The 25,585-nt window shown below is 63.9% G+C and carries 22 protein-coding genes; 19 read left to right on the plus strand and 3 right to left on the minus strand.

Going from position 1 to position 25,585, the window contains the following annotated elements; translation table 11 throughout:
• Nucleotides 1–2 precede the first annotated feature (2 nt).
• Nucleotides 3–380 (minus strand): response regulator, encoded by a 378-nt coding sequence (locus RLO07_RS02530; RefSeq protein ID WP_462290565.1) that lies wholly within the window; start codon nt 378–380, stop codon nt 3–5.
• A 96-nt stretch (nt 381–476) separates the two neighbouring features.
• Here RLO07_RS02530 and RLO07_RS02535 point away from each other — a divergent pair, with 96 nt between their 5' ends.
• From RLO07_RS02535 to RLO07_RS02545, 3 genes are read left to right on the plus strand one after another with little or no spacing between them, the layout of a single operon-like run.
• On the plus strand, nt 477–653 hold the full coding sequence (locus RLO07_RS02535) for a hypothetical protein (RefSeq protein ID WP_462290566.1): 177 nt from the start codon (nt 477–479) through the stop codon (nt 651–653).
• Nucleotides 650–4,393, plus strand: a complete 3,744-nt coding sequence (locus tag RLO07_RS02540; protein WP_462290567.1) for a PAS domain S-box protein — start codon at nt 650–652, stop codon at nt 4,391–4,393. Before RLO07_RS02535 ends, RLO07_RS02540 begins: the two co-directional genes overlap by 4 nt.
• A gap of 22 nt (nt 4,394–4,415) precedes the next feature.
• The gene (locus RLO07_RS02545; RefSeq protein WP_462290568.1) at nt 4,416–5,480 is read left to right on the plus strand and encodes an HD-GYP domain-containing protein; all 1,065 of its coding nucleotides are present in this window, start codon (nt 4,416–4,418) and stop codon (nt 5,478–5,480) included.
• A 36-nt stretch (nt 5,481–5,516) separates the two neighbouring features.
• Here RLO07_RS02545 and RLO07_RS02550 read toward each other — a convergent pair whose 3' ends face one another.
• Entirely contained in the window at nt 5,517–6,587 is a 1,071-nt protein-coding gene (locus tag RLO07_RS02550) for a GGDEF domain-containing protein (RefSeq protein ID WP_462290569.1), read from the minus strand.
• A gap of 88 nt (nt 6,588–6,675) precedes the next feature.
• Nucleotides 6,676–9,930, minus strand: coding sequence for a PAS domain-containing protein (locus RLO07_RS02555; protein WP_462290570.1), 3,255 nt, complete (start codon nt 9,928–9,930; stop codon nt 6,676–6,678).
• A 208-nt stretch (nt 9,931–10,138) separates the two neighbouring features.
• Here RLO07_RS02555 and RLO07_RS02560 point away from each other — a divergent pair, with 208 nt between their 5' ends.
• From RLO07_RS02560 to RLO07_RS02635, 16 genes are all read left to right on the plus strand, one after another.
• Nucleotides 10,139–11,221, plus strand: a complete 1,083-nt coding sequence (locus RLO07_RS02560) for a GGDEF domain-containing protein (RefSeq protein ID WP_462290571.1) — start codon at nt 10,139–10,141, stop codon at nt 11,219–11,221.
• Nucleotides 11,222–11,716, plus strand: coding sequence for a Na+/H+ antiporter subunit E (locus RLO07_RS02565; protein ID WP_462290572.1), 495 nt, complete (start codon nt 11,222–11,224; stop codon nt 11,714–11,716).
• Nucleotides 11,713–12,003 (plus strand): monovalent cation/H+ antiporter complex subunit F, encoded by a 291-nt coding sequence (locus RLO07_RS02570; protein WP_462290573.1) that lies wholly within the window; start codon nt 11,713–11,715, stop codon nt 12,001–12,003. Before RLO07_RS02565 ends, RLO07_RS02570 begins: the two co-directional genes overlap by 4 nt.
• Complete coding sequence (locus RLO07_RS02575) at nt 11,993–12,328, plus strand: cation:proton antiporter (protein ID WP_462290574.1); 336 nt, start codon at nt 11,993–11,995, stop codon at nt 12,326–12,328. The genes RLO07_RS02570 and RLO07_RS02575 overlap by 11 nt, the downstream gene beginning before the upstream one ends.
• On the plus strand, nt 12,321–12,596 hold the full coding sequence (locus RLO07_RS02580; RefSeq protein WP_462290575.1) for a Na(+)/H(+) antiporter subunit B: 276 nt from the start codon (nt 12,321–12,323) through the stop codon (nt 12,594–12,596). Before RLO07_RS02575 ends, RLO07_RS02580 begins: the two co-directional genes overlap by 8 nt.
• Nucleotides 12,593–13,288, plus strand: a complete 696-nt coding sequence (locus RLO07_RS02585) for a Na(+)/H(+) antiporter subunit B (protein WP_462290576.1) — start codon at nt 12,593–12,595, stop codon at nt 13,286–13,288. Before RLO07_RS02580 ends, RLO07_RS02585 begins: the two co-directional genes overlap by 4 nt.
• Nucleotides 13,285–13,608 (plus strand): NADH-quinone oxidoreductase subunit K, encoded by a 324-nt coding sequence (locus tag RLO07_RS02590; protein WP_462290577.1) that lies wholly within the window; start codon nt 13,285–13,287, stop codon nt 13,606–13,608. Before RLO07_RS02585 ends, RLO07_RS02590 begins: the two co-directional genes overlap by 4 nt.
• Nucleotides 13,605–15,083, plus strand: a complete 1,479-nt coding sequence (locus RLO07_RS02595; RefSeq protein ID WP_462290578.1) for a complex I subunit 5 family protein — start codon at nt 13,605–13,607, stop codon at nt 15,081–15,083. The genes RLO07_RS02590 and RLO07_RS02595 overlap by 4 nt, the downstream gene beginning before the upstream one ends.
• Nucleotides 15,080–16,576 carry a complex I subunit 5 family protein gene (locus RLO07_RS02600; RefSeq protein WP_462290579.1) on the plus strand — a complete coding sequence of 499 codons (1,497 nt, stop codon included), beginning with the start codon at nt 15,080–15,082 and terminating at the stop codon, nt 16,574–16,576. Before RLO07_RS02595 ends, RLO07_RS02600 begins: the two co-directional genes overlap by 4 nt.
• Nucleotides 16,573–17,937, plus strand: coding sequence for a complex I subunit 5 family protein (locus RLO07_RS02605; RefSeq protein ID WP_462290580.1), 1,365 nt, complete (start codon nt 16,573–16,575; stop codon nt 17,935–17,937). The genes RLO07_RS02600 and RLO07_RS02605 overlap by 4 nt, the downstream gene beginning before the upstream one ends.
• A 118-nt stretch (nt 17,938–18,055) precedes the next feature.
• Nucleotides 18,056–19,294, plus strand: coding sequence for an NADH:flavin oxidoreductase (locus tag RLO07_RS02610; protein WP_462290581.1), 1,239 nt, complete (start codon nt 18,056–18,058; stop codon nt 19,292–19,294).
• A gap of 35 nt (nt 19,295–19,329) precedes the next feature.
• Nucleotides 19,330–20,124, plus strand: coding sequence for an SDR family oxidoreductase (locus RLO07_RS02615; protein ID WP_462290582.1), 795 nt, complete (start codon nt 19,330–19,332; stop codon nt 20,122–20,124).
• A 102-nt stretch (nt 20,125–20,226) separates the two neighbouring features.
• Nucleotides 20,227–21,363 (plus strand): GGDEF domain-containing protein, encoded by a 1,137-nt coding sequence (locus RLO07_RS02620; RefSeq protein WP_462290583.1) that lies wholly within the window; start codon nt 20,227–20,229, stop codon nt 21,361–21,363.
• A 100-nt stretch (nt 21,364–21,463) separates the two neighbouring features.
• On the plus strand, nt 21,464–22,642 hold the full coding sequence (locus RLO07_RS02625) for an acyl-CoA dehydrogenase family protein (protein WP_462290584.1): 1,179 nt from the start codon (nt 21,464–21,466) through the stop codon (nt 22,640–22,642).
• Between the two features lie 21 nt (nt 22,643–22,663).
• A complete protein-coding gene (locus tag RLO07_RS02630) occupies nt 22,664–23,803 on the plus strand; it encodes an acyl-CoA dehydrogenase family protein (protein WP_462290585.1) in 1,140 nt (379 codons plus the stop codon).
• Between the two features lie 31 nt (nt 23,804–23,834).
• The gene (locus tag RLO07_RS02635; RefSeq protein WP_462290586.1) at nt 23,835–25,544 is read left to right on the plus strand and encodes a class I adenylate-forming enzyme family protein; all 1,710 of its coding nucleotides are present in this window, start codon (nt 23,835–23,837) and stop codon (nt 25,542–25,544) included.
• Nucleotides 25,545–25,585: the final 41 nt, after the last annotated feature.

Raw genomic sequence — 25,585 nt, forward strand, 5'->3', positions numbered from 1 at the left:
CCTCACGCTGCGCTTGCGGTTCCCAGAACCTTTTCCACGATCGCCAGCAGTTGTTCCGGGCTGAACGGCTTGACGATCCAGCCCGTGGCGCCTGCCCGCCTGCCTTCCTGTTTCTTCTCGTCGCTGGACTCGGTGGTCAGCATCAGGATGGGTGTTCGTGCGTAACCGGGCAGCTTGCGCAGCTCGGCCACCATTTCGATGCCACCCATCACCGGCATGTTCACATCGACCAATGCGAGGTCGATGTCGTGTTCGCGAGCCTTTACCAGCCCGTCGCTGCCGTCCACGGCCTGGATCACCTCGTGTCCGGCCTGCTTGAGGGTGAACGCCACCATGCGCCGCAGCGAATTGGAGTCATCCACAGTCAGTATTTGTGCCAAGGTTCGATTCCTTTCAGATTGGTGTAGATAATCTCGATTGCGTCGGGACACAATCACAGGTCTGCAATTCGGGTTATCGGCAGGGCGACGGGAATCTTGAGCCTGATACAGGCGCTGGCGGGGAATTTATTTTTGCGCGGCGCTCGTCAAAATGATGACGCGGGCGGGGTGGTTCAGGGCTGGCTGCTCGTCAATTATCCGACCTTGTTTGATCGATATCCACACCTTAGCATGGTCGCTGCAAGTACAGGCAATCAGGCGGTAATGGTTTGACCGAAGGCGACATTCCCTCAGATACAGGTACCCTGGCAATCCGGCTGGTCACCAGGGCGGGTGATGTTTGCCGTCAAGTGGAGCAGTGGCTGGCGGCCGACGATCCACCGGCGGGTCTCTGGCGTGATGCCCACGGTCTGGCGGGTGCTGCAGGTGCATTGGGGGCGCAGCCGTTGGCGGCGGCGGCAGCGGAGCTTGCGCGCGCCCTGCGACCCCATGCTGTCGGTCTCGAAGCAGACGACAGGGGCAGGCTGGTGGCACTGGCGGAGACCGTGGCGCACTGTGCCAGCGGCATGGCGGCGCCTCTGATTCCAGTCGGCTCGGTGGCAACGGCGTGCCTCGTTGTTGGCGACAGCTCGCTGGCGGCGACGCTGGAGGAGCTACTTGAACGCCAAGGCTACGCCACCCAGCGGCTGACGGACCCGGCGGCCCTGCTGACGGATGTTGCTGCACTGCCGGAGCCCGCTGATCGCCTGTTGTTGTGCGATTGTATGCCGGAGTGCAGGGCGGCGTTGAAAGCCGCCGGGTGGTTCATTGTTGTCATCGGCGAAGACGATACCGCCGAGGCCTGTTTACACGCCGTCCAGGCGGGGGCCGACCGCTTTGTTGCCGGTCCCGAGTGCGGCTCACGGCTGTTGCCCATTCTGCAGCGGCGCGTCAATGACAGCGGTACGGCGGTGTTGGTGGTCGATGACGATCCCCTGTCCCTGGACGCCCGCGCCGCGGTGTTGCGCGGGGCGGGCTTTGAGGTGTGCACTGTGCGTGAGCCCATGCAAGTACTGGAGGCGATGCGCGCTGCCACGCCCGAGGCCGTGCTGCTGGACTCCGGCATAGGCAGCGGGAACGTGTCCCGGGTTTTGGCCCTGCTGGGCAGTTTGAACGAAACCTGTTGCGACTCGGTGCTGCTGGTGGGTGACACTGCCGCAGGACGGTGTCCGCGGCTGGCGCCGGATTCTCCGGCACCGGCGTTACGGTGGGCGCTGACCGGTGTGGCGGCCAGCTGTCGCCAGCGCAGGGAACTGGCGCGCAAGCTGCGGGTGCTGCGCCAGCGGCGGCGGCGTGAGCACGAAGTGGTGGATACCCATGCGCTGGTGAGCGTCACCGACCGCCGGGGTTTGATCTTGCATGCCAATGATCAATTCTGCGAGGTCAGCGGCTACAGCCGCGATGAACTGATCGGCCAGAATCACCGCATCATCAAGTCGGATCAGCATCCACCGGAATTCTATGCCGATCTCTGGCGTACCATTTCCTCGGGCCATATCTGGCGCGGCCTGGTCTGCAACCGGCGCAAGGATGGCCGTCTCTACTGGGTGCTGTCGACCATCTCTCCCTATCTGGATGAGAATGGCGTACCCGTGCGCTATGTCTCCCTGCGTACCGAGGTCACGGAACTCAAGTCGCTGCAGGAGCAGATGCGGCTGCGGGACCGGGTGCTGGAAGAGACCTTCAATGGTGTCCTGATCACGGATGCGAGACTCGCTGACTCCCCCCTGATTTATGTCAACCCCGCCTTCGAAAAAATCACCGGCTATTCCGAGGCGGAGGTGTTGGGCCGCAATTGCCGGTTCCTGCAGGGTGAGGAAAGCGGGCAGCCGGTACTGGCAGAGTTGCGCAAGGCGCTGGCGGAACACAAGCCGGCCTCGGTGGTGGTGCGCAACTACCGCAAGGACGGCACTTTATTCTGGAATGACCTGAACCTGTCGCCGATCTTCGATGACGCTGGCAGGCTCACACACTATATCGGTATCCAGCGCGATATCAGCCAGCGTATAAGTGACGAAATCGCTTTGCGCGAAACCCAGGAAAACCTGCGCGCAACCCTGGAAGCGACCGACGACGGGATTCTTGCAGTGGACGAGCAGCGGCGCACGATCTTCTGCAGCCGGCGTTTCGAGGAGCTGTCCCTGTTTCCCGAGGACAGCCTGCAGCCCGGTAATACCGCCATCATTCGCCACGACCAGATCCGCGACCGGGTGCGGGAGCCGGAGCGTTTCCTCGAACGGCTGGAGGAAATCTACCGGCATCCGGATCAGGCCTCCCACGATGTTTTCGAGCGGATTGATGGCCGTATCATCGAGCGCGATTCCATGCCCCTGCTGCGTGACGGCCAGGTCGCCGGCCGCGTCTGGCATTTCAAGGATGTTACCAGCATGCACTGGGTGCAGCGCGAGATGGAGTCCTACAAGGAGCGGCTCAGGCTTGGCCAGAATTATGCCAATATCGGCACCTGGGACTGGGACATCGGTACTGGCGACCTGTTCTGGACCGAGCGCATTCCCACCCTGTTTGGTTATCCCCAGGGTGAGCTGCAGACAAGCTTCGACAACTTTGTCGCCGCCCTGCACCCCGATGACCGTCAAAGCGTACTGGATGCCATCAACGCCTGCGTCGAGCAGGACGCCCCCTACGGCATCGAGCACCGAGTGCTGTGGCCGGATGGCTCGGTGCGCTGGCTGAGTGAGCGCGGGGCGGTGATACGCGATGGTCAGGGCAGGGCGGTGCGCATGATCGGCGTGGTGCAGGATATTGACGACCGCAAGCGCGCGGAAATCGAGCTGGTGGCCACGCGTGAAGAGGCCGAACGCGCCAACCAGGCCAAGTCCGAGTTCCTCTCCCGCATGAGCCACGAGCTGCGCACGCCGATGAATGCGGTGCTCGGTTTCGCCCAGATCATGGAGTACGACGACACCTTGCCCGCGGACCACGTCGACAGTGTCAACGAGATCATTCGGGCCGGCAATCACCTGCTGGAATTGATCAACGAAGTACTGGACCTGTCCAAGGTGGAGTCGGGCAGTATCGATCTCTCCATAGAGCCGGTGGTTCTGTGTTCGGTGGTAGAGGAGTGCCTGTCGCTGATCCGCCCCCTGGCGGAGCGTCGGGACATAACCGTGGAGCACGAGGTCTGTGCCGCCACGGTGGTACGCGCCGATCGCATGCGGCTCAAGCAGGCCCTGCTCAACCTGATGTCGAATGGCGTCAAGTACAATCGCGAGGGTGGCAGGTTGATAGTGGAGGTAGTGGCCGTCCGGGACGGGGAATGGGTGCAGGTTCGAATCGCCGATACCGGCCGGGGGCTGCGGTCCGAGCAGATCGCACGCATCTTCGAACCCTTCGACCGCCTGGGCATAGACAGCAGCGAGATCGAGGGCACCGGCATCGGCCTGGCCATTACCCGGCGCCTGGTGGAGATGATGGGCGGTAACCTGGGGGTGGACAGCGTCCCCGGGCGCGGCAGCACCTTCTGGGTGGAGTTGCTGAAGGAGGAGTTGGCGCCTGACACGGACCTGGAGGACCATTCGGAAGAGTCGCATTTGCCCGGCGGCGATGCCGCAGCGGGTGTGATCGAGCATACGGTCATCTACATCGAGGACAATCCCTCCAACATCCGCCTGATGGCACAGGTCATGGCTCATCGCCATCACATCCGGCTGTTGACGGCGCATACCCCGGACCTGGGTATCGAGCTGGCCCTGAGCAGGCGGCCCGACCTGATTCTGTTGGATATCAATCTGCCGGGGCTGGACGGCTACCAGGTACTGCGTATTCTCCGTACCGAGGAGCGGCTGCAGTCCGTTCCGATCATTGCCCTCAGTGCCAATGCCCTGCCGCGGGACATTGACCGCGGCCGCCAGGCGGGCTTTGCCGATTACATTACCAAGCCGCTGCAGATTGACTATTTCTTGAAGGTGCTGGATCGCCATCTGGATGCCGGTCGAGTCAGTGAACCCGTATAATCCGGTTATTGGGAGCCAGGGAATGAGTTCGATGATACGCGAGCGTGGCCGCATACTGATTGTGGATGATGAGCCGCCCAATCTGCGCCTGCTGGACAAGATGCTGCGCAGCCAGGGTTTCCAGAACCTGGTGCTGGTGGCGGATTCCCGGGAAGTGCTGAACCAGTATCAGGCAGCACGCCCCGATCTCGTCCTGCTGGATATCAACATGCCGCATCTGGACGGGTTCCAGGTCATGGAGCAGCTCAAGGCGCTGGGCGACCCGCTGCTGCCTCCCATCGTCATTCTCACCGCACAGCACGGCAAGGACTTCCTCCTGCGTGCCCTGGGCGGGGGCGCGCGCGACTTCATCACCAAGCCCTTTGATCGCAACGAGCTGTTCATGCGCGTGCGCAACCTGCTGGATGCCCACATGGGGCACCGCCTGCTGCACGACCAGAAGACCTGGCTCGAGGAGACGGTGCGACAGAGAACCAGCGAATTGCGTCGCACGCGCCTGGAAGTGGTGCAGCGCCTGGGGAAGGCGGCTGAATACCGCGACGAGGAGACCGGCGCCCATATTCTGCGCATGAGCTACTGTTGTGCGCTGCTGGCGCGGGAGTACGGCTGGAGTGAAAACCAGACCGACCTGATCCTGAACGCCAGCCCGATGCATGATATCGGCAAGATCGGTATTCCCGATGCGATCCTGCTGAAACCGGGCAAGCATGATCCGCAGGAGTGGGAGATCATGAAGACCCATACCACTATAGGCGCCAGCATGCTGGAAGGGGACGACTCCAGCCTGATGCGCATGGCCCGGGAGATCGCCCTGACCCATCATGAAAAGTGGGATGGCAGTGGTTACCCGAACGGCCTTGCGGGCGAAGAAATTCCCCTCTCAGGCAGGATCGCGGCGTTGGCTGACGTATTCGATGCGCTGATGTCCGACCGCCCCTACAAGAAGGCCTGGACAGTGGAGGCTGCGCTGGCGCATGTCAGGGACAGCAGTGGCAAGCACTTTGACCCCGACCTGGTGGTGTTGCTGGAAGCGAAGCTGCCGGAAGTGCTGGCCATCCGCGAGCGTTTCCGCGATATCGGCTCTTGAGTACGGGAGGTTGCCGGGGACTTCCGGCCGCTCCGGTCAGAACAGTTCGATATCACCCGCGGTGGCGGTAGCAGCGGTGGTTTCGCCGCTTGCCAGCAGCTGCTCGTACATCACGGTGCGGTTGCGTCCGTGGTTCTTGGCGTAATACAGCGCCTCGTCAGCCTTGCCCAGTAGCGATGTGGCCGACAGGTTGCCAACCGCCTCGATGGCGCCGCAACTGACGGTAACCTGCTCGCCCTGTGGAAACGGGTAGTCCTGTACCGCGCGCCGGAATCGCTCCAGGGCCGCCATGGCCTCTTCGGGATTGGCATTTTCGGTGATGACGACGAACTCTTCGCCGCCGAAGCGAAACAGGAGATCGGATTCACGGAAGGTCTGTTCCATGATGCGGGAGAAGAGCAGCAGGATCTCGTCGCCGTACAGGTGGCCGTAGGAATCGTTGAATTTCTTGAAGTGATCGATGTCCAAAATCGCCAACCAGTGTCGTGGTGGCCGGGTGTCCGTGGCCCGGCGCTGCGCTTCGGTTTCCGCGCGGGTTTTCTCGTCCTCTATTGTTTCCAGTGCCCGGTGAATGCAATCGTCAAAATACCGGCGGTTGAGCAGGCCCGTCAGCGGGTCGCGTTGCGATGCATCCATGAAGTCGCGGAAGTTGAAATAAATCCGCTTGATGGCGCGGAAGGCCAGCATCTGCTCGTCGCTTGTTCGCGGGCCGCATTGCAGCAGCAGGCTCACGGTCCTGCCGCTGGCATTCTGCAGATTGTATGCCGCCAGCTGTCGACCGTCTTCCGCCAGAGCGCGAGCACCATCCGCGGCTGTTCTTGCCTGTTTGATCAGTGCCGCTTGTGCCGGGGTCAGGGCCTCCTGTTGATGGCAAGTCTCGTAGCCCCGGGTCACCGGGTTGCGGTAGCGTTTTACTCTTGTCAGGTTGCCCCTGGCGGTGAATACGCACAGCACGGCGTAATCCGGCGCCAGCAGCTCGCAGATGCTCTCCAGGAATATGCGGTCCAGCAGCTTGATGTCGCCAGTGGAGGAAAGTTTGACGATGTTTTCCAGGACACTGCCGCCGGTGCTTGGGCGATGCTGGGTGGGAATGGTTTCGGTTTGCATGGATACCGCCAGGACCCTGAAAAAGCAGGCCTAAAGGCTAACAGGTTCCCCGCCGTGATTCAATTTCGAAAGCCCGTCGGCAGCTGCGCTACAGGGCTTTTTCCGTGTTGTGTAGCCAATGTTCCAGGGTCGCCAGGAACTGTCCTACCTGGATCGGTTTGGTAATGTAGTCATTGAAGCCCGCCTGCATCCCCTGTTCGACCTCCTGGTGCATGGCATTGGCTGTTACCGCGATTATTGGTATCGACCTCAGCGTCGGCGTATCCCTCAGTGCCGCGAGTACTTCGTAGCCATCCATCTCCGGCATGTTGATATCCAGCAGTATGAGATCCGGGGGCGATGCCAGGGCCAGCGCGATCCCTTCCCGAGGCAGCAGGGCGCCGACCAGCTCAATGCCGTGGCGCGCCATGATCTGGGTGACCAGTTTCAGGTTGGCGGGGTTGTCCTCGATGTACAGCACCCGGTGGTGGCTAGCGTGTTTCCCTGTCGCTGCATCCTCTGCTGGCGTCACAGCATCATCATCGTTGCGAGTGGCCACACTGGCCCGCGGCAGTTCCAGCCAGAAGGTGCTGCCGCTGCCGACTTCGCTGCTCACACCCACGCTGCCCTCCATCCTCTGCAGCAGTCTTCGGGTAATGAACAGGCCGATGCCGGTCCCCTCCACGCTGGTTTTCTCGGCGTCGAGGCGGTTGAAGGACTGGAACAGTTCCGCCAGCCGGTGCGTCGGAATCCCCCGACCGGTATCCGTGACGGCAATCCGTACCCTGTCTTCGCCATGGGAGTTGGCCGTTACGTGCACGTCACCGCCATCGCGATTATATTTGATGGCATTGCTCAGCAGGTTGAGCAGCGCCTGCTTGAGGCGGGTGCGGTCGGCGCGGACACTGCAGTCGGCGCTTATCAGGTGATTCAGGGTAATGTTGTCCGCCTCCGCCTGGGACGCGAGCAGGGACATGCATTCTTCCACCAGGGGCAAAATCGGGATGGGTTGCAACGCCAGCTCGATTTGCCCGGACTCGACCCGCGCCAAATCCAGTATGTCATTGATGAGCGTCAGTAGATGACCGCCGGCCCGCAGAATCTCGCGGACGTTGTCGAGTTGCTCCTGGCCCAGCGTCGGATCGTACTCCAGCAGCTGGGCAAAACCGAGAATGGAGTTCATCGGCGTGCGCAGCTCGTGGCTCATGCTGGAGAGAAACGTCGACTTCGCCTGGCTGGCCTGCTCGGCTTCTTCCCTGGCCAGCGCCAGCTCCTGTTGCCGCTTCTGTTCCGGCGTGTAGTCGCTGAAGATGTTGAACAGGTACTGTCGGCGCTCATCTTCCGACTGGATGACACCGATATCCGAGAGGGTGAGGACCTCACTGCCGTCCTTGCGCAGCAGCGGCAGCAGCCCCGACCAGGTTTTACCCTGCTCCAGTGCCCGGGTGACTGCATCCGCCACCCAGTCGCGGTTTTCCTCGGCTATAAACGTCTCGAAATACATCCCCAGGCATTCGTCGCGGTTGTACCCCAGGGTTTCCTCGTGGGCCCGGTTGCTGAAGATCAGATGGCCACTGGTGTCGGTGACCCCAATGGCCTGGCTGGTAGCGTCGAAAACCCTGCGAATGATCAGCAGGTCCTCCTCGACCTGCTGCAGGTGGCTAACGTCCTGGACCGTGCCGCGTATGCGGACCATGTCCCCCGCGCTGTTGGTTTCGCTGTTTGCCAGCAGATGCACATGGCGGACCTCTCCGTCGGGGCGCACAACCCGTAGCACAACATCAACCGCGGCACTGCTATCGTGCAGTCGCTGGCGCAGGTCCGCCAGCATGTCCCGGTCCTCGGGATGAATTCGCTCGTCGAGTGTCTCCAGCGTCGGTGTGGTGCCGGCCAGCGGAAGACCGAGGATCTCGTAGACCATGTCGGACCAGATAATCTCGCCGGTTGCGCAGTTTTCTTCCCAACTGCCCAGGCGCGCCATTTGCTGGGTCTTGCGCAACTCCCGCTCGTTCTCCAGCAGAGCCAGTTCGGCGAGCTTGCGGTCATGGATGTCCTGGGTAATGCCAATCATGGCCAGGGCGGCGCCGTTGTCGTCACGATTTACCGCGGCGGACTGCTGCAGCCAGCGCACGCTGCCGTCGGACCGCAGTACGCGGTGTTCCACGCGGTAGGGTGTGTCATCCTGGATGGTGGCGCGCATCGCCGCGGTGATGGCGTCTCTGTCGTCGGGGTGTACCGCTCCCAGGAACTGGTCCGTGTCACCACGGAGCACGGTTTCCGGAATCCCGAACAGCCTGGCGACCGGTTCCGTCCAGTACATGGCGTCGGTCTGCAGGTTCCACTCCCAGGTGCCGATGCCGGCATAGAGTTGTCCCAGTCGCAGTCGCTCCCGGTGTTGCTGGGCTTCCCTGTGTAATTCAAACCGGGTCAGGGCATTGCTGATGGCGTCGCCGATCACCGCCAGCAGGGTGACGTCCTGGTCGCGCCATTCTCTGCGCGCACGAACCGAGTCGTAGCCGATGCAGCCCTGTAACCTGCCGTTGATCATCAGCGGGATGCCGGCGACAGAGAGGGCCTGGTGCGCTGTCATGAAATCTTTTTCCGCGCTGGCGCTGGCGGGTAGTCGGGAAATGTCGGGCAGCAGGGTGACCCGGTTTTCCGTCATCTGCTGTTGCCACCAGGGAAACGCCGCCACTGGCAGGTCAAGCGCTGTCTCCCACTTGGAGCTGACACCGTCCGCACACCATTCGTGGGTCATGTTCATGCGTTCGTCGTCATCGGAGTACAGCAGCAGGTAGGCGCGATCCGCCCCCAGGTGCTCGCCACTTTCCTGCAAAAAGCGCTGCAGCACCGGGTCTGCCGCGGCCTGGTCCACGGCGGTGGCCAGGTTGGCACTGAGCTCGCTGACCATGCGTTCCACCCGGTGCTGGCGACGCTGGTTCGCTTCCGCAACCTTGGTGCTGGTGATGTCGGTACAGATGGATACGTACTGCCAGGGTTTCCCGTCGTCGTCGAGAAACGGCGTGATGGTGGAGGTGACCCAGTACAGCTCGCCGTCCTTGCGCCGGTTGCACATTTCGCCGGACCAGATTTCACCGCCGGCGAGTGTGGCCCAGAGGTCGCGGAAAAACTCCCGCGAGTGGGTGCCGGAACCGATGATGTCGTGGCGTCGATTGCGCAGCTCTTCCAGGGTGAAGCCGCAGGTTTCACAGAACAGTGCATTGGCATGCTGAATGCGCCCGGCCTGGTCGGTGATGCTCACCAGGGCATGCCGGTTGATCGCTTCGAACTCGCGCTCGCGTTGCTGCAGCTCGCGCTGCAAGCGCGCAAGATCCGCAGCCTTGGGGTTGGTGTCAGGCGTCATGCAATTACTGTCCTCACTCCGCGATTACAAGCCTCACGGTTTTGTGTCACGGTATTCTTTTTTTCCAGATTAGGTAATATCCCTCTTGCTGGCAATTGCATTCTGTCATCGTGACCAGATTCTTTTAGGTGCCAGTGCACGCGGTGCTTCCGCCCATGTTATTGCTCGCTGTGGGAATGGCGTTGTTGAATCCTCGGGAAAAATTACCATGTTGTTCAGGAAACGAAGAGATGCTCCAGCAGGAGACGACGTAAACACGGAATCCCAGCTGGCTGCGTGTACAGCGCGCGAGCAGGCCAGCCGCGGCCTTGGCGACAATTTGTTGACGTGGCTGGGGCAGTTCGCCGTGGACGACGCGGAGCTCGATATCGCCAGCTTCCACAGCGGGCTGGAACGGCTCCGCACACAGCTGCAGCGGCTTGAGGAGTCCGGCCGGTCGCTGCATGCATTGCGCGAGGAGGCCGCTTTCATTCCGGAATTCATTACCCGTCAGCAGCACTATCTCCGGGAGCTGGACGGCGAGCTGCGGATGATCGTCAATATATTGACGAAGGCGGTCGTGGAAATGAATTCGCGCAATAGTGCCTACAACTCGACCATGCTCGAACAGATCGAGACCATGACGGCACTGGGTCGGCTGGAGGATATCCGCAAGCTCAAGTCGGGTCTCGCGCTGGAGATAGACCAGTTGCGGGAGACCTTGCGACGCAAACAGGAGGTCGAGGCCAGCAGCATCCACGGTCTCGCCGGCCAGGTCGAAGTGCTGCGCAATGAACTTGAAGTGGCGCAGGACGAGTCGCGCCGGGACGGGCTTACCGGTATCTACAACCGGCGCGCTTTCGACTGGTTTGTCGGCGGCCTGCTCGAAGCCGGAGGCTCGCGGAAAAACGGCTTCGCGCTGCTGCTGCTGGATCTGGACAACTTCAAGTTCGTCAATGATCACTACGGACACCCGGTAGGCGACCGGGTACTACTGGCGCTGGTTGCCATCTGTCGCAACGTGATTCGCAGCGAGGATTTTTTTGCCCGCTACGGCGGCGACGAATTCGCCCTTGTGTTCCCGGGCGCGTCGGCACGCGTCGCGGCCAGGAAGGGTCGCCAGATTTGCGAGGCGATCAGCTCCACGATGTTCACCGTTGAGGACAGCAGTGTCGATTCCCTGGCCCTCAGCGTCAGCATCGGGGTTACCGCCCACAAGTCGGGCGAGTCTTTTGCCGACCTGTTGAAACGCGCCGATAGTGCGCTCTACAAAGCCAAGCGGGAGGGCAAGAACCGCGTGGGAGTCGAATAGATGCTGCGTACTCTGGCAGGCCGTGTCGCCTTGTTGCTGCTGGCCTGGTGGGCTCTTGCCGAGGGTGAGATCGCGAGTCTCGGTTTTGGCCTGCTGGTGGCTGTACCGGTCGGAGTGGTGTCCCTGCGTTTCTTTGCCCCCTCCCCCTACCGGATCCGGCCCCTCGGCGGCCTGCGCTTTGCAGGCTATTTCCTTTATCGTTCGCTGATTGCCGGGCTGGATATCGCCGGGCGCCTGCTGCAACCGGCGCTGCCCATACGCCCCGGTTACTGCTCGCTGGCAACCACCCTGCCGGAGGGTGGCCCCCGCTGGTTGCTGGCCAATACTCTCTCCCTGTTGCCGGGCACCCTCAGTGTTACCCTGCGCGGTCGCCAGTTGGAATTGCATTGCCTGGATACCCGGATGCCAATAGCCGCAGAGATGCGGCGCACTGAGCGCCACATAGCCGCCATGTTCTCCGTTGCCCCGGCAGCTGCAGCGGACTCCTCACCGTGACGCTGCTGCTGAATGCGGTTGCGGTTTTTCTGCTGCTGATGCTGCTGCTCGGCTTGCTGCGCATCTGGTGGGGCCCCGCGGCCGCGGACAGGATGCTGGCGTCGCAGCTGTTTGGTACCACCGGTGTTGCCCTGCTGCTGGTGTTGGCCGAGGCCCAGAACATGCCGTCCCTGCGCGATGTGGCGCTGACCCTGGCGTTGCTGACAGTACTGGCGACGGCGGCATTTGTTACCCGCGTGGTGCAGGTTGCCAGCGCCGACCGTGAAGGGGAAGCGAATGATTCCTGAGGTTGCGTTGCCACTGCTGCAGGGGCTGCTGCTTGGCAGTGGTTGCCTGTTTTTTTCGGTCGGCACCCTCGGCCTGTTTCGCCTGCCCGATACCCTGAGCCGCATCCATGCCCTGACCAAGGCCGACAATCTGGGCCTGGGCTTCATTGTGCTCGGCCTGCTGCCCTCGCTGCCCGGTTTTGCCACGGTACTCAAGCTGCTGCTGATCTGGGGGGTGGCGCTGGCGGCGAGTGCTACCGCGGCGCATCTGGTCGGCAGGGCCCTGCGTGCCACCACGGCGGAGCCGGCGTCGGCTGATCGTTCCGGGGATCGTCACGATGTCTGAATTCTGGCTGGATGGATTGCTGGTGCTCGCCCTGTTGGGAACCGCGACAGCCGTGTTGCTGTCGCGGGACCTGTTCCGGGCGGTGGTCATGTTCATGGCCTTCGGACTCTTGATGGCGGTGGCCTGGGTGCGGCTGCAGGCGCCTGACATCGCTCTTGCCGAGGTGGCGATCGGCGCCGGCCTGACCGGCGTGCTGCTGCTGGACGCGGTCAGTCATTTCAGCCGGGGTCGGGGGTCGGGACCCGGTGCCGAAGGTGGTGATCGATGAGACGCTGGTTGCTGGGTCTTTCCCTGCTGGCTTGCGTCGCGTTTACGCTACTGCTGCTGGCAACGGTATGGGCGATTGCCGCAACGCCGTTTACGCCTGACCTGCCAGCACTGCTTGCCAGCCGCCTGGGCGACAGCGGCGTCGAGCATGCGGTGACCGCGGTGCTGCTCAATTTCCGCAGCTACGACACGCTGCTTGAAATCGGGGTGCTGGTGATCGCCGCGATGGCCGGTATATCCCTGGCGGCGACCAGTTCGCTTGAGGATCCCGACCTGCGCAGTTCCGACGCCCTGTTGTACGCCCTGCAACGCTGGTTCATACCGCTGATGCTGTTGTTGTGCGGGTATCTGCTGTGGGCCGGCTCGCACCGTCCCGGCGGTGCCTTCCAGGCCGGTGCGGTGTTGGCGGCAACCGGGGTGTTGATGCGCCTCGGCGGCTTGCCCATGGACTTCATTCGCCCCGGTGGGCTGTTGCGCCTGGGCCTGGTGCTGGGGTTCGCGGTATTCCTGCTGGTCGCCGTCGCCGGTGCGCTGGACGGCAGCCCGTTCCTGGCCTATCCACCGGGACTGGCGGGGCCGCTGATCCTGTTGATCGAGACCGGGCTGGCGCTGTCCATCGGCATGATCCTGCTGGCGCTGTTCGTGGCGGCACCCGTGAACGGAGCCTCCGAGCCGGAGGAGGGCGAGTCGTGAGTTCGGGCCTGCTGTACGCGCTGGCGGGGGTGTTGCTGTCGGGTATCGGGTTGGCAGGTTTCCTGCTCCTCGCGCACTTGCTGCGGCGTCTGCTGGCATTCAACCTGATAGGTTCGGGCGTGTTCCTGGTGCTGGTGGGGCTGGCCCAGCATCGCAGTGGCCCGGATCCGGTGCCGCAAGCATTGGTGCTCACGGGCATTGTGGTCGCGATTGCCGCGACCGCCCTGGCCATTGTGCTGATTCGTCGCTACTTCCACCTCACCGGCCATACCTCCCTGTCCGCGGGGAGTGCAGCGGACCATGGCGGAGCAGGGTCTTGAGCCAGTGGCTGATGGCCGGCCTGCTGTTCACGCCGCTGGCGTGGGCGGCCCTGTCCCTGCTGCTGGACTTCCGTTGGGGCCGTCGGCTGAGCTGGCTGGGCATGCTGATTCAGGTGCTGGTCTCCCTGGCTCTGTGGTTCGCGGTGGTGGAGGGCGGCGGCTTTTTCTATGCCCTTGGCGGCTGGGAGGCGCCGCTGGGCATTGCCTTGCGGGTGGACGGGTTGGCGGTGACCTTCGTTCTCCTCACCGCGGCCGTGGCCACTGCCTGCGGCCTGCATGCCGGCGTCTACCTGGATGCCGGCAAGCCCTGGCAGCGCTATTTCTGGCCCCTGTTCTGGTTCCTGTGGGCGGGGCTGAATGGAGTCTGGCTGGGGGCGGACCTGTTCAATCTCTATGTCGGCCTGGAACTGATCAGCCTCGCCGCCGTAGGCCTGGTGGCCCTGGGGGGTGATGCGGCGGCCCTGCGCGCCGCGCTGCGCTACCTGTTTGCGGCCCTGCTGGGGTCTCTGGCCTACCTGCTGGGCGTGGCCCTGGTGTACGGGCGCTTCGGTACCCTGTCGCTGGCGGTTGTTGATGAACTGCTGGTGACCGGAGAGCCCGCACTGACCATGGCACTGCTGCTGATGCTGGCGGGTCTGGCGCTGAAAACCGCACTGTTCCCCATGCACTTCTGGCTGCCGCCGGCTCACGGCATTGCCAAATCCCCGGTCAGTGCGCTGCTGTCGGGGCTGGTGGTCAAGGCCTCGTTCTATATCGCCGCGCGCCTGTGGCTGGAGCTGGGGGATCGCCTGGGGGGCCAGTGGCTGGCGCAGTTCATCGGTGTGCTGGGCGCGGCGGCAGTACTGTGGGGCAGCTGGCTTGCCTTCCGTCAACCGCATCTGAAGCAGGTCGTCGCCTATTCGTCGGTGGCCCAGATCGGCTACCTGTTCCTGCTGTTTCCACTGACCTTCGCGGTGGCGGAGCCGGTGTCCCTGCTGGCGCAGCAGGGCATGACCCTGCAGGTCATCAGTCATGCCCTGGCCAAGAGCGCAATGTTCCTTGCCGCCGGCAACCTGATCCTGTCGGTGCGCAGCAAGCGCGTGGATGCGCTGGGAGGGGTGAGCCACTATCTGCCATTTTCGCTGTTCTCCTTCGGCCTGGCGGGGGTGTCCCTGATGGGATTGCCGCCGACGGGGGGCTTCGCAGCGAAGTGGCTGCTGCTGCAGGCCAGCCTGGCCAGCGGTCAGTGGTGGTGGGTCGCAGTATTGCTGTTGGGTGGTGTGCTGGCGGCCGCCTACGTATTCCGCATTTACCGCGCCACGTTTCTCGAGGACAGCGACAGCGATGAATTTTATCATCCACCCAGGAGCCTGGAAGTTATCCCGATGGTCCTGGCCCTGCTGGCACTGGGCCTGGGACTGGTGGCGGAGCCGGTGCTGTCGGTGCTGGCGCTGCCCTTCGAGGTGGTTGCCGGCGTAGAGGCCGCGCAGCCATGAGCCTCACCGCGCTGTTGCCGATTCTGGCCCTGCTGAGTTCGCTGCTGGCAGCGGTGGTGATTTTCGCCCTGCCCGAGAGCAGCCATCGCCTGCGCACCCTGGTCAACGTGTTGGCGGCCTTGCTGAAGCTGGGCATCGTCGCGATCATGACCTGGGGCGTTTTCCGCGGCGTGGAGTTCAGCGTCAGTTTCACCATGCTGCCCGGCGTGAGCTTCATGCTGCGGGCCGATGCCCTGGCGATGCTGTTTGCCGGGCTGTCGGCGATACTCTGGCTGTTCACGACCCTGTACGCGGTCGGCTACCTGGAAGACTCGCCCAATCGCAGCCGTTTCTTTGGCTTCTTCAGTCTCTGCGTGGCCAGCACCATGGGCATTGCCCTGGCGGGGAACCTGTTCACCTTTTTCCTGTTCTATGAAATGCTCACCCTGTCGACCTATCCACTGGTGGTGCACCGGGGTACCGCCAAGTCCCTGCAGGCCGGCCGCAACTACATTATCTATACCCTCGGTGGCGGCGTGGTGCTGCTGCTGGGGATTGCCTGGCTGCACGGCCTGTTGGGGGATCTGGCATTCCAGGATACGGGACACTTCCAGGGGGTGGACCCGGCGCTACATGGCCAGTTGACGCTGATTTTTATCCTCCTGATCGCCGGCCTCGGGGTCAAGGCAGGCATGTTCCCGGTGCATGGCTGGTTGCCCCAGGCCATGGTGGCGCCGGCGCCTGTCAGCGCCCTGTTGCATGCGGTGGCGGTGGTCAAGGCAGGTGCCTTCGGCATCGTCCGGATGGTCTATGACATCTACGGTATCGACTTTGCCTACCGACAGGGACTGCTGGAACCCCTGGCCTGGCTGGCCGCCTTCACCATTCTGTTCGGTTCCGTGCGGGCCCTGTCGCAGATCGACCTCAAGCGCCGGCTGGCATACTCCACCATCAGCCAGGTGTCCTATATCATCCTCGGGGTGACCCTGTTCGGGCCAATCGGTACGGTGGGCGGGCTGGCGCACCTGTTGCACCAGGGCATCATGAAAATCACCCTGTTTTTCTGCGCCGGGAACTACGCCGAAACCCTCGGCGTGCACCGGGTAGATGAGCTGGACGGTGCCGGCGCGCGCATGCCCGCGACATCGGTGGCCTTTACTGTCGCGGCCCTGGGCATGATCGGGGTGCCGCCGCTGGCCGGGTTTGTGACCAAGTGGACCATGGGCACCGGCGCCCTGGCTGCGAACATGGAGTGGGTGATCCTGGTTCTGCTGGTCAGCAGCCTGCTCAACGCCGCCTACTTTCTGCCGATTGTCTACCGGCTCTGGTTCTGTTCTGTCGCCGGACCGTGGCCGGAGGAGCGGCGTTGGGGGCGGCTGGAAACCAATGCCTGGCTGTTCTGGCCGCCGCTGATTACCACCCTGATGCTGGTACTGGTCGGCCTGCTGGCGGCGACGGCCTTCAGCCCCCTTTCCTGGGCCCAGCTTATCGCTGTACGGATGTACCTGCCGTGAACGCCCTGGCGCCAGTCCCCCTGGTTGCGATCAGCGTGCTGCTGCCGCTGCTGTATCCGCTGCTGGCGGCGCGGCCAGGTTGGCGCCGTGCCCTGCGCGTGGCCATGCCGCTGCTGCCCCTGCCGGCGCTGTTGCTGGCCCTGTCGTCCACGGTGCCCTGGACCCTGGAGCTGCCCTGGCTGATGCTGGGCGGCACCTGGGTGCTGGACGAACTGCGGCGCAGTTTCCTGTTGTTGACCGCGCTCCTGTGGAGCGCGGCGGGACTGTATGCGGTCGGTTACCTGGGCGCGGACCACCTGCGCCGCTTCGGCGTGTTCTGGGGCCTGACCCTGGCGGGCAATCTCGGCCTGGTGCTGGCCGGGGACATTGTCAGTTTCTACAGTTTCTTTTCCCTGATGACCTTCGCCGCTTACGGCCTTGTGGTCCATGATGGCAGCGACCGCGCGCGTTTTGCCGGGCGGGTCTACCTGGTCATGGCCCTGTTCGGTGAAATGGCAATGCTCGCCGGGTTCCTGCTCGCGGCCCAGGCCGCGGACAGCCTGCTGCTGGCGGATCTGGCCGCCGGCATTGGCGCCAGCAGCGCCGGCGGGTTGATCACCGCACTGTTCATTGCCGGTTTCGGGGTGAAGGCGGGATTGCCGCTGCTGCACTTCTGGCTGCCCCTGGCGCATCCGGTGGCACCCACGCCGGCCAGCGCGGTGCTGAGCGGGGCGATGATCAAGGCCGGTCTGCTGGGCTGGCTGCTGACCCTGCCCATCGGCGAGGCTGGCTGGGAGGCCTGGGGCCAGTTCCTGATCGTGATGGGCTTTGTCGGTTCCCTGGGCGCCGCCCTCTTCGGCATGTTGCAGCGGGACCCGAAAACGGTGCTGGCCTGGTCCAGCATCAGCCAGATGGGCCTGATCACGGTGCCGGTGGGCGCCGCGCTGGCGGTGCCCGGTCAGGTAGCCGCGCTGTTGCCGGCCATCGCCCTGTTTGCCCTCCACCATGGCCTCGCCAAGGGCTGCCTGTTCCTCGCGGTGGGGCTGGTACTCCCCGCCAGCCGCCTGTTGCGGCTGTTGCTGTGGCTACTGATTGCCCTGCCCGGGTTGTCCCTGCTGGGGCTGGCATTCACCAGCGGTGCGCTGGCCAAGGAGGTCATGAAAAAGGCGCTGCTGGGGGCGCCCGACCTGCCTTTGGCGGCGCACATGCCGCTGCTGTTGCAGGCGGCCACCCTGGCCACCCTGGTTCTGGTTGCCCGCTACGGCTGGATGCTGTGGCTGCAGCTGGAGCCGGGCAGTGTGGCCGCCAGTCGCTGGTGGGGCTGGATCCTGGCCACCCTGTGCAGCACGGTGCTGTTCTGGTGGTTACCGGTGGTGCCCTGACCCGGGCGCTGCCTGCCATGTTGAACCGATCAGGGCTGTGCCTTTGGCGGCCATCGCGACGGCGGGCCCAGGGGGGTAATATCCTCTGCCTGTACATTCTATGCCGAGAGGCTGCACCATGACGTCAGCAATATCCCCCTTTGACCCGGTCACCCTGGGTCCCTTGACCCTGCGCAACCGGTTTATCAAATCCGGCGCCAACGAGGCGATGTGCCTGGATGGCAAGCCCACGAAGGCGTTGGTCAAACACCACCGGGAGCTGGCCGCGGGCGGGGTGGGGATGACCACGGTAGCCTACATGGCGGTGGCAAAGGTGGGGCGCACCCTGCCCAACCAGATCTGGATGCGTCCCGAGGTCCTGCCCGACCTGCGGGTGCTGACCCAGGCGGTGCACGACGAAGGGGCGGCCATTTCCGCGCAGATTACCCACGGCGGCTCTTTCGTTACCGGCATGAAAGTGCGCGGCCGCACCATCAGCTCCTCGGCCGGGTTCAATCCCGCGGGGGCGCTGAAGGGCAATTTCTTCCAGCGCGCGATGACCGGGGCGGACATGACGCAGGTGGTGGCGGAATTTGTCACCGCCGCGGAGCTGGCGCGGGAGGCAGGCTTCGACGCGGTGGAGCTGCACATGGGCCACGGCTACCTGCTGAACCAGTTCATCTCGCCGCTGAGCAATCGCCGCGAGGACGAGTACGGTGGCAGCGCGGAGAATCGCGTACGCTTCCCGGCCCGCGTGCTGGCGGCGGTCAAGCAGGCGGTGGGCAGGGAGCTGGCGGTGCTGGCCAAGATCAACGTGGCCGACGGTGTCCGCCGCGGTGCCACGGTCGAGGATGCGATTGTTACCGCCCGGGCCCTGCAGGCCGCGGGCGCCGACATGCTGGTGCTGTCCGGCGGTCGCAACGTGGAATCCACCTGGTTCATGTTCGGCAGCAACATGAATCGCGAAACCATCAGCCGGGTGCTCAAGCAGCAGGGCGAGTGGGTAACGGCGCTGATGATGAAAGCGGCGGCCTCCAGCGAACCCAAGGTCGATTTCAGGGAAATGTACTTTCTCGATTACTCGCGGAAAATCCGCGCCGCCGTGGATCTGCCGCTGGCCTACCTGGGCGGTACCAAGAGCCTGGCCAATGCCGAGCAGGCGATGGCGGAAGGCTTTGAGTGCGTGGTACTGGCCCGGGCGCTGATCCACGACCCGGCACTGGTGAACAAATTCCGCAGCGGGGAACTGACTGAGTCCGGCTGCGACAACTGCAATGCCTGCGTCGCCTATATCTATCATCCGGCGGGCACCTGGTGTGTGCACAATCCGCCCAATGATCTGCAGCTGAACACCATCCCCGCCGCCGCGGTGGACTGACCGACACCTTCCGCAACACCGACCAGGAGTATCCCATGGCCAGTATTCTCGATCGCTTCCGCCTCGACGGACAGGTAGCCATCATCACCGGCGCCGGCCGCGGCATCGGCGCCGCAACCGCCATTGCCTACGCCGATGCCGGCGCCAACGTGGTGATTTCCGCGCGCACCCGCAGCGAACTGGAGGAAACAGCGTCCGAGGTCCGGGCCCGGGGCCAGCGCGCCCTGGTGGTTGTCTGTGACGTGATGGAGGCGCAGCAGCGCACGGACCTGGTGGCGCAGGCTGTCTCTGAGTTTGGGCGTCTCGACATCCTGGTCAACAACGCCGGCGGCTGGGGTCCCAAGCCGGCGCTGGACACCACCGATGAAGAGTTCGATGCCTGCTTCCACTTCAACGTCACCACGGCGTTTTCCCTCTCCCGTCTGAGCGTGCCGCAGATGGTCGCCACCACCGGCAAGGGCGCCATCGTCAACATCTCCTCCATGGCCGGCAGCCATCCGCAGCCCGGTTTCGCCGCGTACGGTACCGGCAAGGCGGCCCTGTCCTGGCTCACCCGGGAGCTGGCGCAGGACTTTGCCCCCAAGGTGCGGGTTAACGCCATTGGCGTCGGCGCCATCCTGACTACAGCCCTGGGCAACTTCATGAACGCGGAACTGGAGCAGTCCATGCTCGCGAAAACCCCCATGGCCAGGCTCGGTGCTGCCGAGGACATCGCCGCCTGCGCCCTGTACCTGGCCTCGCCGGCCGCGGACTATGTGACCGGTGAGGTTTACGGTGTCAACGGTGGCATCGTCACTTCCCAGGTGGAGATGCCGCGGGCGCAACTCTGAGGCCCCACCTGGGCGACCGTATAGCACCACACCGCTTATGGGGCATTGACATCCAGTCGGGCTTGTCCAATATGGTGCGTTCATTTCAATTCCGGCGCTCCGATGAACGCACTTCATGTGCCAACATTGTTCCTGATGATCGCCATGACAGCGAGCGTGTGCACGCTCATCATGCTGGTCCTGTGGCGCATCAATCACGGGATGAAAGGGGTTTTCCACTGGTTTCTGGCGTCGGCGGCCAGTGCGGTGGCCTTTCTGGTCCTGGTACCGGTTGCGGGGCGCGGTGGAGTCGAGCCGTACCTGATTTTTGTCAATAACACGCTGTCACTGTCCGCGGTGATGCTCACCCTGGAAGGCAGTCTTCGATTTCGCGGCCATCATTCCAACCGGCGTTGGAAACTGGTTTTTTTGCTGGTCCCGCTGTTCGCCCTGCTGGCCTGGGTGAACCGTGATGATGCCATTGCCCGTTACCTCTGGCACGACCCGCTGGCGGCGACCGGGCTGCTGGCGGTTGCGATGGTCATGGTCTGGAAAACCCGCCGCGACGAGTTTCGGATCTACCAGCTCTCCGCCCTCTTCGCCGCCCTGTTTGCGCTGGGATTCCTGTTCCGCTGGTGGTCGTCGCTGCAGGTCATGCTCGACCCCGTCCGGGACCTGGTGCTGGCGCGGTCGGTACTTTTCGTGGGTACCTCACTGTACCTGATGGGCTGGACCTTCAGCATCACCGTGGCCTGCTATTTTCGCGAGCACCGGCACACCCTGCAACTGGCCAGTGAGGACGTGCTGACCGGATTGCCCAACCGGCGCAGCATCGACGAGACCCTGAGACGGACCCTAGAGCGGGCCCTGCGTCACGACGAAAGTTTCGCGGTGGTGATGATGGACCTCAACCGCTTCAAGCGGGTGAACGACGAGCTCGGGCACCAGGCCGGTGACGCCCTGCTGGTGGAGGTGGCCCTGCGCCTGCGGGGATTTCTGCGGGAGGCCGACTACGCCGGTCGGCTCGGCGGTGATGAATTCCTGCTGATCGTTCACGGCATCGACAACCGGGCCAGCGCGGGGCGGGTGGCGGAGCGCCTGCGCGGCGCCCTGGATGGGCCTGCCGTTCTGGGAGCGGAGACCGTTTCGGTGGCAATAGCCGTGGGGGTCGCCATCTGGCCCGATGACGGTGACAGCGTCGACGCCCTGCTCACTGCCGCCGATCGCTACATGTACGCGGACAAACCCGGGCATTCTTGAAAGTTAGCAAAACATACTGTATGTTCAAATCCGGTTTGCGCGGACCCCGGCCCGCGCAGTGAACTGGACGGTGGCCGCCCGGCCCCGAAGAGGTGATCCCGTGAGCAACCTGGAGCAATTCCGCGCTGAAACCCGCGCCTGGCTGGAAGACCATTGTCCGCCGGCGATGCGTGAACCGGTCCGCAGTTTCGAGGACCTGTACATGGGTGGGCGCAACCCGGAAATCAAACATCCCGACCAGAAACTGTGGTGCGAGCGCATGGCGGCCCGGGGCTGGACCGTGCCGCACTGGCCCCGGGAATATGGCGGCGGCGGCCTGGACAAGGAACAGTGCAAGATCCTGCAGCAGGAGATGGCACGGATCAATGCCCGTCGCCCGCTGGACAGCTTCGGCATCTCCATGCTTGGCCCGGCGCTGCTGCAGTTCGGCAACGAGGAGCAGAAACTCGAGCACCTGCCACCGATCTGTCGCGGCGAGATTCGCTGGTGCCAGGGCTACTCCGAACCCAATGCCGGCTCCGACCTGGCCAGCCTGCAGACCCGCGCCGAAGACCACGGCGACCACTACATCATCAATGGCCAGAAGGTCTGGACGTCCTATGCCGACAAGGCGGACTGGATCTTCTGCCTGGTGCGCACCGACAACAGTGGCAGCAAGCACGAGGGCATCAGCTTCGTCCTCTTCGACATGGCCAACCCCGGTGTCAGCACCCGTCCTATCCGCCTGATCAGCGGCTCCTCACCTTTCTGCGAGACTTTCTTCGACAACGTGAAGGCGGACAAGCGCAACCTTGTCGGTGAGGAAGGCAAGGGCTGGACCATTGCCAAGTACCTGCTCACCCACGAGCGCGAGATGATCTCGGGCTTCGGTGCGGCGCCGAAGAAATCTCTCGGCGAGACCGCGCTTGAGACCGTGGGTGCCGACGCCAGCGGCCGCCTCGGCAACGGCATCCTGCGTCATACCATTGCCCAGTATCAGCTGGATGCCATGGCCTTCGCCGCCACCATGAGCCGGGTCGGGGACGAGGCGAAGGCGGGGCAGGGCCTGGGTGCCGCCTCGTCGATTTTCAAGTACTACGGCACCGAGCTGAACAAGCGCCGCAATGAACTCAATATCGCCATCGGCGGCGAGCCGGCCCTGGGCTGGGAGGGCGAGGTTTATCAGGGCGGCGTCACCAGTCGCGACTGGTTGCGCTCCAAGGGCAATTCCATTGAGGGCGGCACCTCCGAAGTGCAGCTGAATATCATCGCCAAGCGGGTCCTGGGCCTGCCGGACTGAGCGTAGAAGAGGGCAGACACAATGGCACTGGTACTCACTGAAGAGCAGGTCATGCTCAAGGAATCCGCCGCCGGCCTGTTGGCGGAAAAAGCCGGGGTGGCGCAATTGCGCGCCCTGCGCGATGCGGGTGACGAGCTTGGTTTTTCCCGCGAGGTCTGGCGGGAGATTGCCGCCATGGGCTGGCCCGGCATCGCCATTCCCGAAGCCTACGGCGGCCTCGGTTACGGCTATACCGGCCTCGGCCTGGTGCTGGAGCAGGCCGGGCGCCACCTGAGTCCCACGCCGCTGCAGGCGTCGGTCCTGGTGGGCGCCACGGCAGTCGATGCACTGGGCACCGAGGCCCAGAAGCAGGCTCTGCTGCCAGCGCTCGCCGCCGGTGAAATACTGGTCTCGCTGGCACTGCAGGAGGGTGCCCGGCATGCACCGGAGCAAACTGCGCTGGCCGCGAATGCCGACGGCGACGGCTATACCCTGACTGGCAGCAAGACCCTGGTGCTGGATGCCCTGGCGGCGGATCACTTTGTGGTCATTGCCCGCACTGCGGGCAGCGCGGGTGACAGCGATGGCCTGACGGCCTTTCTGGTCGCCGCCGGCGCGCAGAACCTGACCATTGAGCGGCGCAGCCTGGTGGACTCGCGCGGTGTTGGCGCCCTGCGCCTTGAAGGCGTAAAGGTAGCTGCTGATGCGGTCATGGGCGTGCCGGGCCAGGCCTGGACGGGCCTCGGCCGCACCCTGGATATTGCCAATATCGGCCTGGCCTCCGAGTTGCTGGGCCTCTCCACCGAGGCATTTGAACGCACGGTGGCCTACCTCAAGGAGCGCAAGCAGTTCGGCAAATTGATCGGTTCCTTCCAGGGACTGCAGCACCGGGCGGCGGAACTGTTCGCGGAGCTGGAACTGGCCCGCTCCATCGTGTTGCAGGCACTGCAGGCGATCGATGCCGACGATCCCGAACTGCCGCAGTTGGCCAGCGCCGCCAAGGCCAAGCTCTGTGAGGTCGCGCAGCGCGCTACCAACGAGGGCATCCAGATGCACGGCGGCATCGGCATGACCGACGAGTACGACATCGGTTTTTTCATCAAGCGGGCCCGGGTTGCCCAGCACTGCTTTGGTGACTATAACTACCACCTCGACCGTTTTGCCCGCTTGAGCGGGTTCTAGCGGTCCCCGGGACGGAGCGATAACAATCCCAATGGATCCGGCACTCGAACAGTACGCGGCCACCGTCGCCGCCCTCACCGCCGACGGGCAGCCCTTCGCCACCGAAGGGGTGCGCATCAACGGCGTGGACTTCCAGACCTACGTCACCATGCCCGCCAACCTCGGCGCCTATTGCGCGCTGATGCAGAATCACGGCGACAGGGAGTTTGTCGTCTACCGCGACCAGCGCTACAGCTTCACCGAAACCCGGGCCCGCAGCGCTGCCCTGGGAGCTGCCCTGCAGCGCAGGTTCGGCGTGGCTCCCGGGGACCGGGTGGCGATCGCCAGTCGCAATAATCCGGAGTGGATGATGGCATTCATTGCCATCGTCTCCATCGGCGCGGTGGCGGTACCCATGAACGCCTGGTGGACCACGGATGAACTCGACTACGGCATCGAGGACAGCGGCAGCCGGATAGTGGTGGCGGATCCGGAGCGCGCGGCGCGCCTGGCACCGATTGCCGAACGCTACCAGCTGCGCATTATTGCGGTGGGGGATGTGTCCGATCTGCCGCTGGCAACCGAGGATTTCGACGCCCTGCAGGCGGAGTTTGCCGGTGCGGCGATGCCCGAGGTCGAGGTGGCGCCCGAGGATGATGCCACCATCATGTACACCTCCGGTTCCACCGGGCACCCCAAGGGTGCGGTGTCCACCCACCGCGCCATCCTCGCGGCACTCTGGAGCTGGATGCTGCTGGGCACGGTGAGCAAGATGCTCGCCGACGATTCTGCGGCGTCTTCGCTGCCTCCCGCCGGCTTGCTCACCATTCCCCTGTTCCACTGCACCGCCAGCCACTCGGCCTTCCTGCTGTCGCTGCTGATCGGCCGCAAGCTGGTGATCATGCACAAGTGGGATGTGCAGGAGGCCCTGCGCCTGATTGAAGCGGAGCGCATCACCTGGTTCAACGGCGTGCCCACCATGTCCGCGGAGTTGCAGGCGGCGGCCCGGGACACGGACCGTGACATCTCCTCGCTGGTGGACATCTTTTCCGGGGGCGCGGCGCGCCCCCCGGACCAGGTCGGCGAGATTGCCTCCACCTTCAAGCGCTCGGTGCCAGGCATTGGCTACGGTCTCACCGAGACCAACGCCATCGGCGCGGTCAACGCCGGCGCAGCCTATGTCGCCAACCCCGCCAGCACCGGGCGCATCGTCCCCGCGGTAACGGAATTCAAGATCATTGATGGCGACGGCAACAGCCTGCCGGTGGACGAACAGGGGGAGCTGTGCATCAAGTCCACCGCCAACTGCCGCGGCTACTGGAACAAGGCCGAGGCCACCCGGGAGGCCTTTGTCGACGGCTGGTTCCACACCGGTGACGTGGCCCGGCTGGACGAGCACGGGTTTCTCTACATCGTCGACCGGATCAAGGACATCATTATTCGCGGTGGCGAGAATATCAGCTGCATCGAAGTGGAGGCCGCCATCCACAAGCACCCGGCGGTCATGGAGGTAGCCGTATTCGGCCTGCCCGACGAACGTCTGGGCGAAGCGGTGGCTGCGGTCGTGGTGATGCGCGCAGGGCAGGAACTTGCAGCCGCGGACCTGCAGGACTACCTGCGCGAACACCTGGCGGCGTTCAAGGTGCCGGCGCACATCTGGCTGCAGCGCGAGCAGTTGCCGCGCATCGCCTCGGGCAAGATTTTCAAACGGCAGCTGAAGGCGGATTACGCGGCAGCGCTCACCCCGGGGGCCGGGCAGTAGCCGCGGCCGCCTTTCACTCATCTTTTACCAGAGAAGCGAGT

The sequence above is a fragment of the Haliea sp. genome, from assembly GCF_040221975.1.
Classification (GTDB): domain Bacteria; phylum Pseudomonadota; class Gammaproteobacteria; order Pseudomonadales; family Halieaceae; genus Haliea.